The organism is Bacillus sp. GM2, assembly GCF_056155945.1.
Window position 1 is genome coordinate 1100422 of record NZ_JBRKSZ010000007.1, and the last position, 15848, is coordinate 1116269.

General features: G+C 45.2%; 1 protein-coding gene. It reads left to right on the plus strand.

All coding sequences use genetic code 11. From position 1 onward, the window contains the following. Positions 1–63: 63 nt before the first annotated feature. Complete coding sequence (gene bacA / locus ACVC9U_RS06650) at positions 64–15834, plus strand: bacitracin non-ribosomal peptide synthetase BacA (protein WP_441390344.1); 15771 nt, start codon at positions 64–66, stop codon at positions 15832–15834. The last annotated feature ends 14 nt before the right edge of the window (positions 15835–15848 follow it).

Here is a 15848-nt window from a genome sequence, read left to right on the forward strand (position 1 = left end):
GGTAAAAGAGCAACTACAGACCAATATTATGGTGAATATTTTATCAAAAAGGAGAATTTTTATATGGTTGCTAAACATTCATTAGAAAATGGGGTATTTCACAAAATGACAGAGAATGAAAAAGAACTGATCCTACATTTTAACAACACAAAAACCGATTATCCAAAAAACAAGACGCTTCATGAGCTTTTTGAAGAACAGGCCATGAAGACGCCTGACCATACGGCTCTTGTGTTCGGTGCTCAGCGCATGACCTACAGAGAGCTGAATGAGAAAGCAAACCAAACCGCGAGACTTCTCAGGGAAAAAGGGGTCGGCAGAGGCTCGATTGCCGCGATCATCGCGGACCGCTCCTTTGAAATGATCATCGGCATCATCGGTATTTTAAAAGCGGGAGGTGCGTATCTGCCGATCGACCCTGAAACGCCGAAAGACAGAATTGCCTTCATGCTCAGCGACACGAAAGCCGCGGTGCTGCTAACGCAAGGAAAAGCGGCAGACGGAATCGATTGTGAGGCCGACATCGTTCAGCTGGACAAAGGGGCTTCAGACGGATTCAGTAAAGAACCGCTCAGTTCTGTCAATGATTCCGGCGATACCGCCTATATCATCTACACATCAGGTTCTACGGGAACGCCAAAAGGCGTCATCACCCCGCACTACAGTGTCATAAGGGTCGTTCAAAATACCAATTATATCGATATCACAGAAGACGACGTGATCCTCCAGCTTTCCAACTATTCGTTTGACGGATCGGTGTTCGACATCTTCGGCGCTTTATTAAACGGAGCGTCGCTGGTCATGATTGAGAAGGAAGCGCTATTGAACATCAATAGACTTGGAAGCGCTATCAACGAGGAGAAGGTCAGCGTGATGTTCATTACGACGGCACTGTTCAACATGATTGCCGACATTCATGTCGACTGTCTGTCGAATTTACGAAAAATCCTCTTCGGCGGGGAAAGAGCGTCGATACCGCATGTAAGAAAAGTGCTGAATCATGTCGGCCGGGATAAATTGATTCATGTTTACGGCCCGACGGAAAGCACGGTATATGCGACATATTATTTCATCAACGAGATAGACGATGAGGCGGAAACGATTCCGATCGGCAGCCCGCTGGCGAATACGTCGGTCTTGATCATGGATGAAGCCGGCGAGCTCCTGCCGATCGGGGTTCCCGGCGAGCTGTGCATCGCGGGCGATGGCTTAAGCAAAGGATATTTAAACCGCGAGGAACTGACGGCGGAAAAATTCATCCCGCATCCGTTCATTCCGGGAGAAAGGCTGTACAAGACGGGCGATTTAGCGAAATGGCTGCCTGACGGCAACATCGAATTCATCGGCCGGATCGACCACCAGGTGAAAATCCGCGGCTTCAGGATCGAACTTGGCGAAATCGAAAGCCGGCTGGAGATGCATGAAGACATCAATGAGACGATCGTCACCGTCAGGGAAGACGAAGAAAGCCGCCCGTACATTTGCGCCTATATCACGGCGAATCGCGAGATTTCCCTTGATGAGCTGAAAGGATTTTTAGGTGAAAAGCTTCCGGAATACATGATTCCCGCATATTTTGTCAAATTGGACAAGCTGCCGCTCACCAAAAACGGGAAAGTCGACAGAAAAGCCCTGCCTGAGCCGGACAGAACGGCGGGGGCGGAAAACGAATATGAAGCGCCGCGAAATGAAACGGAAGAAAAGCTGGCAGCTGTTTGGCAGGATGTTTTGCACGTTGAAAAAGCGGGCATTCATGATCATTTTGCACAAATGGGCGGACATTCATTGCATGCGATGGAGCTCATCGCAAAAATAAAGGAAAAAATGAATGTTGAAATTCCGCTGCATCAGCTATTTAAGCTTGCGACCATAAAGGAATTGAGTGCTTTTATCGAAGCTAATCAAGAAGAAGACAAGGGAGACGGCTTCGTGACAAGTGCTGCCGATCCGGAAAATATCCATGAAACATTCCCGCTTACAGGCATTCAGCTGGCTTATTTGGTTGGCAGGGATGAGACGTTTGAAATCGGCGGAGTCGCTACGAATTTAACTGTCGAATTTGAGGCTGATGTCGATTTGAATCGATTTCAGCTGACACTGCAAAAACTGATTGACAGGCATCCGATTCTCCGCACGATCGTATTTGAAAACGGAACGCAAAAAATTCTCGAAGCAACACAACGTTATACGATCGAAACTCAGGATTTAAGAGGTTTCACAGAAGAAGAAATCAACGCCAGAATTTTAGAACAGCGGGAGAAGATGACATCAAAAATCATTGATCCAAGTGTATGGCCTTTGTTTGAACTCAAAACGTTTATGCTGCCTGGAGAGAAAAAATATTTTTTCCTCAATGTGGACCCGCTCATTTGCGATGACAGCAGTATGAAACGATTAATCAGAGAGTTTAAACAACTATATGAAAACCCCGGCCTCCAACTGCCTTCACTAGAATACAGCTTCAGAGATTATGTTTTGGCCTCAATCAATTTTAAGCAAACAAGCAGATATCAAAAAGATCAACAATATTGGCTGGATAAACTGGATCATTTTCCAAGTGCGCCTGAGCTGCCTCTTAAATCTGATCCAGCTCATGTAGCGAAACCTTCGTTCAAGAAGTTTTCAACGTTTTTGGATGGACATACATGGAATGAATTAAAAAAGAAAGCCCGGCATCATCATCTCACGCCGACTTCCGTCCTTTGTGCTGCATATGCCTATATATTAGCTTATTGGAGCCGGCAAAATCATTTTGCTATCAATTTAACCGTATTTAACAGAATCCCGTTTCATCCGGATGTCAAGAACATGATCGGAGATTTTACCTCTTTAATGCTGCTGGATATCCATGCCGAAGAAAACATGAGCTCTTTCTGGAGATTTGCTTTAAATGTTCAGGACACGCTTTTGGAAGCACTGGAACACAGACATTATGACGGGGTTGATGTGATCAGAAACATTGCCAAAAAGAATGGCATGAATAAAAAAGCTGTCATGCCGATCATATTCACAAGCGTGCTGAGTGAAAATCCCGACGACTCATTTGACAGTCTTGTCGATTTTGACAACATTCATTTCTTTAGCACGAGAACGTCGCAAGTATATATTGACAACCAAGTTTATGAAATAAACGGCGGCCTTTATATTACATGGGACTATGTGGAGCAAATTTTTGAACATGAAGTAATTGAATCGATGTTTGACCAGTATATCGCTGTCATCCAGAAAGCCGTATCCGGCGAGGACGTTTCAACCATCCAAATGAATGAAAAAAGCCGCCAAATGATCAGCGCCTATAATGACACAGATCAATCTTTCGATACCGAGCCTTTGCACGAATTGTTTACCGGCCAGGTTAAACATGGACCTGACAGAATAGCACTCAAGCATCATGATGAGGTGATGACCTATCAGGAGCTTGACGAAAAATCCAACCAGGTCGCAAGATTTCTCATTGGAAAAGGGGTTGAAAAGGGCGACTATATCGGTGTCATCGGCAAAAGAAGCCTGGGGACGATTGTCAATTTATTGGCTGTATTGAAGACTGGAGCAGCTTATATCCCTCTCGATCCGGATTATCCGGAAGAAAGAAAGGCGTATATCCAATCAAAAAGCAATTGCAAATTCTTCATCAGCCATGACGTGTATGACAAAGAACATATCGAGCGCTTCTCAAAAGCGCCGGTTGACCGAAAAGTCGATTTGGATGACATGGCATATGTCATCTTTACGTCAGGAAGCACAGGCAAGCCAAAAGGCGTTCAGATTACGCATGGTGCCGCAGCGAATACCATTCTCGATATCAATGAAAAATTCAGCGTCACAGAACAAGATAACATGATGGGCATTTCCTCATTGTGCTTTGATTTATCTGTTTATGACGTGTTTGGCGCTTTAAGCAGCGGGGCGTCACTTGTCATCATTGATGACCAAAGGGATGTATTCAGTCTGAAAGAGACAGTCGAAAAAGAACGGATTACAATTTGGAATTCTGTTCCGGCGATTATGGGAATGACGGCCGATGTATACCCGGACAACGAACTCAATCATCATCTCAGACTCATCCTGCTAAGCGGAGACTGGATACCGCTTCAGTTGCCTGCAACCATAAAGAAGACGTTTAAAAACGCAGAAGTGATTAGTTTGGGAGGCGCAACAGAAGGATCCATCTGGTCGATCTACTATCCGATTCAAAAAGTAGAGGAAGACTGGAAAAGCATTCCTTATGGAAAACCGCTGGCCAATCAAAAAATATACGTATTGAACCAGAATAAACAATTATGTCCCGTCGGTGTCGAAGGAGAGCTGTATATAGGCGGAGCGGGGGTAGCAAGCGGGTATATTCATGATCAAGAAAAAACGGATCATTCATTTATCCAGCATCAGGAATTAGGTTACATCTATAAAACGGGTGACTACGGCGTCTTGAAAGAGGACGGTTATGTAGAGTTTCTCGGAAGAAAAGACAGCCAGGTGAAGATCAGAGGCTACAGAGTGGAAATGGGGGAAATTGAAAATACTCTCGTAAGCCATCAGGAGATTACGAAGGCATTGGTTATTGATTATACAAGTCCGGACGGAATCAAAAACTTATACGCTTTTGTTGTAGCCAAGAACGCGATCAGCCAATTAGATGTAAAGGAATTTTTGCAAAAAACGCTGCCTGACTATATGATTCCTGCGAAATTCGTACAAATTGACGAAATCCCGTTAACTGTAAACGGAAAAGTCGATAAACGCACGCTCCATGACTTGGCTGAACAGCATACCGCAGATGAAGGTCAACGAGGCGGATCGATGCTGCCGGAGAATGAAACACAAGCCATGCTTCTGGAGATTTGGAAAGATATATTTGGCCTAGACAGCATCAATCTCGATGTCAGCTATTATGAAATCGGCGGAGATTCACTCAAAGCGATATCCATCATCACGGAAATCAACAAACGAATGAATGTTGAGATGCCGATCAGCGAAATCTTTAAAAATGATACAATCATCGCTTTGGACCACTATTTGAAAAACAGAGAAGAAAGCGATATGGAACATCCGATTCAAAAGGCTCGCGAAAAAGAGTATTATCCGACTTCCCCTGCCCAACAAAGAATGTATATGCTGTCGATGCTGGAAAATGAAAGGGGAGCTTACCATATTCCGATGGCCCTTCTTGTCGAAGGCCGGATCAACGCCATACAGCTCGAAAACGCATTGAAGACATTTTTGCAAAGACATGAAATATTGCGAACCGGGTTTGAAATCCAAAACAATGAACTCATCCAAAAAATTTATGAGAATGTCGACTTCCGCCTGGAATACGAGTGCTTAGACGCTTCGATTACAGATCAGCGTGCTTTAATGGAGATCACAAGCACGTACTGTAAAGAATCCATCAAGCCCTTTGATTTAAGCCGGCCGCCTCTTATGAGGGCCAAGCTTATCAAAATCGACGATATGAGGCATATACTGGTCTTAAATTTCCACCACATCATCAGTGACGGGGTTTCTCAAGGCATCCTGATGAATGAAATATTGGAACTTTACAGCAATGTGCCATTGCCGGAAGTAAATGTGCAATATAAAGATTATGTGGAATGGAATCATACATTTAATCAATCAGACGCGATGAAAAAGCAGGAAGCCTATTGGCTTGACGTTTATCGCGATATACCGTCAAAGCTGGACTTTCCTTATGACTATAAACGTCATCATATTGACACGTTTGAAGGAAGCAGCGTGTTTTTGGACATGGAGCGGGAACTGTCAGATCATATAAGGAAGCTGGCGAAACATACCGGAACAACTCTTTATACGGTGATGCTGAGCGCATATTATGTGCTTTTAAATAAATATACAAATCAAACAGATATCGTTGTCGGAACCGCTGCTGCGGGAAGGCTGCATCCTGATCTGCAAGATGTATTCGGCGTTTTTGTTAATACACTTGCTTTGCGGAACGAGGTTGATACTTCCAACAGTTTTAAAGAATTTTTGCAGCAGACGAAAGAGCGTACGATAGCGGCCTTTGACAATTCCGAGTATCCGTTTGATGATTTGATCCGCAAACTCAATGGTGTACGGGAGTCTAACCGCAATCCTTTATTCGACACAATGTTTGTTCTGGAAGATGCCAGAATGTTTACCAAACAGAAAGGCGATGTCAAGCTAAGTCCGATCATCTTTGAACTGGACAATGCAAAATTTGACATGATCTTTAATGTGTTGGATTTTGAAGAAAAGATCGTATTGAATATTGAATATTCGACAAGTCTCTTCAAGGTAGAGACGATTCAAAAGATAGCGGAAGATTATTTCAGGATTTTAGAGGAAGTTTCAGAAAACCTTGATGTTGCTTTACATCAAATCGACATGATATCCCGTCAAGAAAAACGGATACTTTTAGAGTCCTTTAACGATACAAAGACGGCATATCCAAAAGGAAAAGCAATCCACCAGCTGTTTGAGGAACAGGCAAAACGAATACCAGATCACACTGCAGTTGTTTTTGAAAATCAAAAACTGACGTACCGACAGTTGAATGAAAAAGCAAATCAAGCGGCAAGGCTGTTGCGAGAAAAAGGTGTCAAGCCGGATACGTTCGTCGGGATCATGATGGAGCGTTCGTCCGATATGATCGCAGCGATTCTCGGTGTGCTAAAAGCAGGCGGCGCCTATTTACCGATTGATCCTGAGTATCCTCTGGAGCGGATGAAATACATGGCTTTTGACAGTGAAGTCAAAGTCATCATCTCTGACGTTCCGCTTGCCGAGGAGCTTACGGCGGAATCGATCGAGTTGATTCATATGGATGATGAGAGGATTGCCGGGCAGGATCGGTCAGACATTGACAATGTCAATCAAAGCGGCGACCTTGCATATGTCATCTATACGTCGGGTTCAACGGGAAAGCCAAAAGGCGTGATGATCGAACATCAATCATTGATCAACTTGTGCAGCTGGCATCAATCCTGTTTTGAAGTCGGACAAAACGACAACAGCTCGATTTATGCGAGCATCAGCTTCGACGCTTTTGTCTGGGAGCTGTTCCCTTATATAACAGCGGGAGCCACCGTTCATGTCCTCAATCAGGAGACAAGGCTGGATGTTGAAAAGCTGAACCGGTATTTTCATGATCATCATATTACGATCAGCTTTTTGCCGACACCAGTCTGCGAACAATTTACAGCGCTTGACAATCATTCGTTAAGAACGCTGTTAACAGGCGGAGATAAATTAAACGTCTTTAAAGAAAAAAGCTATCAAATCGTTAACAATTACGGACCGACGGAGAATACAGTCGTTGCTACAAGTTTTCCAATAGACAAATCGTATCAAAATATACCGATCGGCAAACCGATCGAAAACGTCAAAGTGTATATATTGAACAAAGACCTGCAGCTTTGTCCGCTCGGAGCGAGCGGCGAGCTCTGTATCGCCGGGGAAGGGCTGGCCCGCGGGTATGTCAACAGACCGGAATTGACTCGGGAAAAATTCATCGAAAATCCGTTTGTACCCGGGGAAAGAATGTACCGTACAGGTGATCTTGCCAAAATGCTGCCGGATGGAAACATTCAGTTTTTGGGACGGGTTGACCAGCAGGTTAAGATTCGCGGCTATCGGATCGAACCCGGCGAGATCGAGAACCAGCTGCTTAAATATGAAAAAATTGAAGAAGCGGCGGTCATCGCAAGAGATGACGGAGATCATGACCCGTATCTTTGCGCATATGTAACGGTTAAAAAGGAAGTCGAACCGGAGAAAATCAGAGCGTTTTTAAAGAAAAGCCTTCCGGATTATATGATTCCTCAGCACTTTGTCCAGCTTGACGGGCTGCCGCTTACCGTGAATGGAAAAGTGGATAAGAAAAGCCTTCCGGTTCCGGAACGGAGCGCCGCAATGGATCGCCGCTATGAAGCGCCGCGGGATCAGGTGGAAGAAAAACTTGTTTCCATATGGGAAGAGGCTTTAGGAATCAATAAAATCGGGATCAACAGCCATTTCTTTGAAGCCGGCGGGCATTCGCTAAAAGCCGCCGCTTTAGTATCAACCATTCATAAAGAACTGAATGTCAAGCTGCCTTTAAGACAAATATTCGAAACCCCGACGATTAAAGGGCTGAGGGAATATATCGGTGCGGCGAAGGAAAGTGTTTTTACATCGATAGGAAAAACGGAAGAAAAACCATATTACCGATTGTCTTCAGCGCAAAAAAGGCTCTATATCCTTTCTCAAGCAGGCAGTCATGTTGCATATAACATGCCTTTTGCCATGACGCTCGAAGGCGATTTTGATATCCGCCGATTTGAGAATACATTAAAAAACATGATCAAAAGACATGAATCATTTCGAACTTCATTTGTCATGATCGACGGTGAGGTGATGCAGCAGATTGAACACGAGATCGATTTTCAAGTCGCATACAGTGACATCGGCAAAGAAAGCGCTGAAGAAAAAATCAAAAGCTTCATCAAGCCGTTTCATTTGGAAAAAGCACCGCTTTTAAGGGCGGAGGTCGTCAAAGTGAATGAACGTGAGCACTTGCTGATGTTCGATATGCACCATATCATTTCCGATGGCGTGTCCACCGACATCTTCGTTCAAGAGCTGGGAGCGCTGTATGAAGGGAAATCACTGGAGCCGTCCGATATTCAATATAAAGATTACGCAGAATGGGAAAATAGCCATGCCCGCAGCGATGAGCTGAAAAGACAGGAAGAATACTGGCTGAAGACGTATAAAGGCGATATCCCGGTCCTTGATCTCCCGACAGATCATAAAAGGCCGCTGACGAAAAGCTCTGAAGGTGACACCGTCACTGCAGCAATCGAAAGTGAAACATTCCGCAAGCTTCAGCATATGGCGAAAGAAAACGGCGTTACGATGTACATGCTTCTGTTGGCCGGTTATACAGCACTGCTTTCCAAATATACAGGTCAGGAAGATATCATCGTCGGGACCCCGGCTGCAGGGAGAAATCATGAGGATATTCAACATCTCATCGGCATGTTTGTCAATACATTGGCGATCAGAAACCATCCGGAAGGGAAAAAGACGTTCAGACATTATTTGCAAGAGGTAAAAGAAAACACGCTTCAAGCTTATGAAAACCAGGATTATCCGTTTGAAGAGCTTGTCGAAAAAGTAAACATCAAACGCGACATGGCCCGAAACCCGCTCTTTGATACGATGCTCGTGTACCATGACACAGACTTGAAGCCGTTTGAAGCAGAGGGGCTGAGAAGCAGGCTGGTGGACATCAAGCGCGGCATTTCCAAGTTTGACATCACAGTGACTGCGAGTGAAGCGGCAGACGGATTAAAATTGGAAGTTGAGTATTCGACGTCGCTATTCAACAAGGAAAGAATGGAAAGATTATCTGAACACCTGATCAGCCTGTTGGAACAAGCGGCGGATCATCCGGACGTTGCCATCAATCAGATAGATGTCCTGACAAAGGATGAAAGACATCGGGTTCTGTATGATTTTAACCGAACAGACGGTGTGTTCTGCAAAGAGATGACGATACCGGAGCTGTTTGAAAAGCAGGCGGAAAAAACGCCTGATCATCCGGCGGTTGTCTTCGGGGATGAAACGATTTCTTACAGGGAGCTGAATGAAAGGGCGAACAGCCTGGCTTTCACCTTGCGTCAAAAAGGAGTAGGCCCTGATGTGATAGCAGGGATTCTCACAGAACGGTCAATCGAAATGATCGTCGGTATGATGGGTATTTTGAAAGCTGGCGGCGCCTATCTGCCAATCGATCCGGCGTATCCGCAGGAAAGAATAAGCTACATGTTAAAAGACAGCGATGTCAGCGTATTATGCGCGGCAGGCGATGTGGACCCGGGTGAAGCATATGCCGGAGACATCATCCGGATTGATCAAACCGGACAAAATGACCACGTGGAAAACCTTAAACATGACATCAAGCCGCAGCATTTGGCATATGTCATCTATACATCAGGATCCACTGGAAAACCGAAAGGCGTCATGATCGAGCATCATAGTGTGAACAATCTTGTTCATGGATTAAATGAAAGAATTTATCAGCATCTCGATGCTCATTTAAATGTAGCGCTGGTTGCACCTTATATATTTGATGCCTCTGTCAAACAAATATTCGCAGCGCTTCTCTTCGGGCATACCCTTTGCATCGTCCCGCGCGAGACAGCCTGGGATGCCATGAGTTTAATTGAGTATTATTCGAAAAACAACATCCATGTATCGGACATGACGCCTGCTCATTTAAACATGCTGGCTTATTTGGACAAATCGGAGCTCGAATTCTGTCTGAAGGAATTGATTGTCGGCGGAGATGCATTAACACCTGATGTCATAGGCGGCCTATTTCATAAATTCCCGAATCTGTCATGCAATATCACGAATGTATACGGTCCGACAGAGTGCTGTGTGGATGCTGCTTCATACAAAATAGAATATGGAAAAGTGCCGCAAACACCGTCCATTCCGATCGGCAGACCGCTTCTCAATACAAGCATCTATATTGTGGACAAAGAACTCCGCCCTCTGCCGGTTGGGATTGCCGGAGAACTATGTATAGCAGGTGAAGGGGTTGCCAGGGGGTATGTAAACAGACCTGAGCTTACGGCGGAAAAGTTTGTCGACCATCCATTTGAGCCAGGCAAAAAAATGTACAAAACCGGAGATTTGGCGATGTGGCTTCCGGATGGACAGATTGAGTTTTTAGGACGAGCCGATCATCAAGTGAAAATCCGCGGCTATCGCATAGAGCTCGGCGAAGTGGAACAGCAGCTCTTGACACATGAGAAAATCAAAGAAGCGGCAGTGATCGCAGGAAAGGATCAAAACGGCAACAGCTATTTATGCGCCTATATCGCCTCTGACAAGGAATTGCCTGCAGCTGATGTACGACAATTTCTTGAAAGGGAAATGCCTGATTATATGATTCCGTCCTATTTTGTGAAGCTTGACAGGCTCCCGCGCACCCCAAGCGGTAAAGTGGACAGAAGCGCACTGCCTGAGGCGGACGGCAATGTAAATGTCATGGAAGGAACCCGGTACGATCCGCCCCGAAATGAAATCGAACGAAAACTCGTGCAAGTCTGGAGAGAGATTCTCGGTGCCGAGGACATCGGGATCAGTCACCATTTCTTTGCGGCAGGGGGAGACTCGATCAAGGCGCTCCAGATCGTATCCAGGCTGGCAAAGATGAACCTGAAACTTGAGATGAAGGCGCTGTTCGCCAATCCGAAAATAAAAGATCTCAGCCGATTTATTACAGAAGAAACAAGACATCGCAAACATAACAAACCCGTTACAGGTGAGACGGAACTGCTTCCTATCCAAAAGAGATATTTTGCGAACAACAAAGAGGAGCTTGACCACTTCAACCAGTCATTTATGCTCTTTAGAAAAGACGGCTATGACGAAAACATCGTCAGAACAGCATTCAATAAAATACTGGAGCAGCATGACGCGTTAAGGATGATCTATGAAGAAAAAGACGGAGACATTATTCAATACAACAGAGGCTATCGTGAAAACTTGTTCGACCTGGATGTTTATGATGTAAGAGGCTTTGACAGTCAAGCGGAAAAGGTGTTTGAGCTGGCGACAGGCATTCAAAAAAAATCATCGATTAGAAAAGGAAAACTCGTTCATCTCGGCATCTTCCGGGCTGATGAGGGCGATCACCTGCTCATTGCGATCCATCATCTTGTCGTTGACGGCGTATCGTGGAGAATTTTGTTCGAGGATTTTGAAACATTGTACCTTCAGGCATTGAAAGGTGAACCTCTCGACATCGGATATAAAACGGATTCATACCAAGAGTTCGCCCGTCAATTGAAGAAGTATGCCCAAAGCCGCAGGCTGTTAAAGGAAAGGGAGTATTGGCAAAAGGCCCTGGAAGCGGATGTTCCATTTATTCCTGCTGAAAAGCTTGAACGAGACACGTTTGAACACAGCGCGACTTTGAGCATCAGAATCGGCCCAGACATGACAGCGAAACTTTTGCGAAACGCAAACAAAGCCTACAACACGGAAATCAACGATATTTTGCTGACGGCATTAATCGCCGCAGTCAGGGATATCACCGGCGAAAACAAATTGAAGGTCATGATGGAAGGGCACGGCAGGGAGGACATCTTAGACGGTGTTGACATCACGAGAACGATCGGCTGGTTTACGACGGTTTATCCGGTCTTTATCGATTTGGGAGAAGAAAAAGAAATATCGCAAAATATCAAAATGGTCAAAGAAGCGTTGAGAAAAATACCGAATAAAGGGATCGGCTACGGTGTTTTAAAATACATGACAGAAGAGCTTCAGAAAATACAAACACAGGCTCCGCTTTCTTTTAACTATTTTGGAGAAATGAACAATGACATGAATAGAAAAGTATTTTCCCAGTCGCCATTTTCACCGGGAGAAAGCATCGGCGGAAAAATCGTAAGGCACTGCGCCATCGAAATGAATGCGATCTCTTTAAACGGCGAATTGACAATCTATACGACGTTCAACCAGGACCAATACCAAACAAGCACAATCGAACAACTCAATCAATCATTCAAAGAAAACCTGGAAAAGATCGTCGATCATTGCGTTGATAAAGAAGGATCGGACATGACGCCTTCCGATTATGGCGATGTCTCGCTTGGTCTTGAAGAGCTGGAGCGTATTAAAGATAAGTACAGCGCGTTTCAAATCGAAAAGATCTATCCACTGGCCAATATGCAAAAAGGAATGCTATTTCATAACGCTATGGATCAGACATCAGGGGCATACTTCCAGCAAATTGTCATCAAATTAAAAGGACGTGTCCATCCGGACATTTTAGAAGAAAGCTTTCACGAAATCGTGAAGAGGCATGAAATCTTAAGGGCGTCTTTTGAATATGAAATCACAGCCGAACCGAGACAGATTATAGCTAGAGACCGGAAAACACCTTTCACATCAATAGATCTGACAGGCGAAAATCGAACGCGGCAGCATAGGTTCATAGAAACATATTTAAAAGAAGATCAAGAAAAAGGCTTTGATCTGAGCAGTGAAGCCCTCATGAGGGTTTGTTTGATCAAAATGAGTGATGAATCGTATCGGCTCATTTGGAGTCATCACCACATCCTCCTGGACGGCTGGTGTCTGGGTATTGTTTTGAGCGAGCTGTTCAGTCTATATGGAAAAATAATGAAGGGCGAATCCCGCCGATTAAAAGAGCCGAAGCCGTATGGAGACTATATCAAATGGCTGGAAAAACAAGATCAAGAAGAAGCGGCGGCATACTGGAAGGATTATCTAAAAGGGTATGAGTCGCGGTCTGAACTTCCGGCGTTCAATCGCGGCGCAACGTCAGAAGAATATTGCGGCAAAGAAAAAGTCATATCGTTTTCAAAAGAACTGACAACGAAAATCACCCGGATCGCCAAGCAGCATCATGTCACCATCAATACGGTTCTTCAAGGAATTTGGGGCATGATTCTGGCAAAATACAACAATACCGATGAAGTCGTATTCGGAACCGTCGTCTCGGGACGGGAGGCTCCTGTTGACGGCATCGAAGAGATGGTCGGCTTGTTTATTCATACAATACCGACACGGATCAGCTTTGAAGGCGCAAGAAGCTTTAAAGAGGTGTTAAAGAAAACACAAGCCGAGTCTATCGAAAGCAATCGATACAGCTATATGAATTTATCGGAAATTCAGGAACTGAGTGAAATAAAAAGAGAGCTGATCACTCATGTCATGGCCTTTCAAAATTATGCGTTTGATGAAGAGCTGTTCAGAAGCCAATCCGGGGAAACCGGTTTTGAACTGGAAGGTGTTCATGGAAAAGAACGGACCAACTATGATTTTAATCTGACCGGCGTTTTAGAAGATGAGCAGCTGAAGCTCAAATTGACATTTAACGAAAATGTGTATGACAACACCATCATCGAAACATTAGAAAAGCATATCATTACCGTCGCAGAACAAGTGGCGGAAGATGAGACACAAACATTACGAGACATCAACCTTGTGTCAAAAGAAGAACAACACAGGATTTTACACACATTCAACGATACAAAAACGGGTTACCCGAAAGACAAGCCGCTTCATGAGCTCTTTGAGGAACAGGCCATGAAGACGCCTGACCAGACGGCTCTTGTGTTCGGTGCTCAGCGCATGACCTACAGAGAGCTGAATGAGAAAGCAAACCAAACCGCGAGGCTCCTCAGAGAAAAAGGGATCGGCAGAGGCTCGATTGCCGCGATCATCGCGGACCGCTCCTTCGAGATGATCATCGGCATCATCGGGATTTTAAAAGCGGGCGGCACATATTTGCCGATCGATCCTGAAACGCCTAGGGACAGAATCGATTATATGTTGAAAAATAGCGGTGCGGCATTGTTAGTAACAACAGATTCGCTTCTTAAACCTTTTGATATAAAAACCGTTGATTTGTGTTCGGACGAGTTGCACTTACTAAGTGAAGAGAATCTTCCGCGTGTGAATCGCTCAAGCGATACAGCGTACATCGTCTACACGTCCGGCTCAACCGGAACGCCAAAAGGAGTGGTCATCCCGCATTACAGTGCGGCAAGAGTCGTTAAAAATACCAATTATATCGACATCACAGGAAACGATGTCATTCTCCAACTGTCCAATTATTCGTTTGACGGATCGGTGTTCGACATCTTCGGCGCTTTATTAAACGGAGCCTCACTCGTCCTGATCGAAAAAGAGACGGTCTTGAATACACATGAGCTGGCCGAAGTGATAAAAAAAGAACAAGTCAGTGTGATGTTCATTACGACGGCGCTGTTCAATACGCTCGCCGACATCAATATCGGCTGCCTTGCCAAGCTGCGGAAAATCCTCTTCGGCGGGGAAAGAGCGTCGATACCGCATGTAAGAAAAGTGCTGAATCATGTCGGCCGGGATAAATTGATTCATGTTTACGGCCCGACAGAAAGCACGGTATATGCGACATATTATTTCATCAACGAGATAGACGATGAGGCGGAAACGATTCCGATCGGCAGCCCGCTGGCGAATACGTCGGTTTTGATCATGGACGAAGCCGGCAAGATCCTTCCGATCGGGGTTCCCGGAGAGCTGTGCATCGCAGGCGACGGTTTAAGCAAAGGATATTTAAACCGCGAGGAACTGACGGCGGAAAAATTCATCCCGCATCCGTTCATTCCGGGAGAAAGGCTGTACAAGACGGGCGATTTAGCGAAATGGCTGCCTGACGGCAACATCGAATTCATCGGCCGAATCGACCACCAGGTGAAAATCCGCGGCTTCAGGATCGAACTTGGCGAAATCGAAAGCCGGCTGGAGATGCATGAAGACATCAATGAGACGATCGTCACCGTCAGGGAAGACGAAGAAAGCCGCCCGTACATTTGCGCCTATATCACGGCAAATCGCGAGATTTCTCTTGATGAGCTGAAAGGATTTTTAGGTGAAAAGCTTCCGGATTACATGATCCCCGCCTATTTCGTGAAAATGGACAAGCTGCCGCTCACCAAAAACGGGAAAGTGGACAGAAAAGCCCTGCCTGAGCCGGACAGAAGCGCAGGAACTGAAGCAGAGTACGAAGCGCCAAGAAACTATGTCGAACAGCGCATCATTTCCATCTTGGAGGACGTACTCGGAACAGAGCGGATGGGTATTTCCTGCCATTTCTTCGACAAGGGGGGGAATTCGCTGAAAGCGATGCAAGCTGTCCATTCCATTAACAAAACGTTTGGCATTGATATGAGGATCAGCACGTTCTTTAAACATCCGACTGCAAAATCATTAGCGCGTTTTGTATTAACCGCTGAAGCCGAATCGGCCGTTAGTGAGGAGTACGCGGAAGAGGAAGTGTGATGGAATTGCACTGT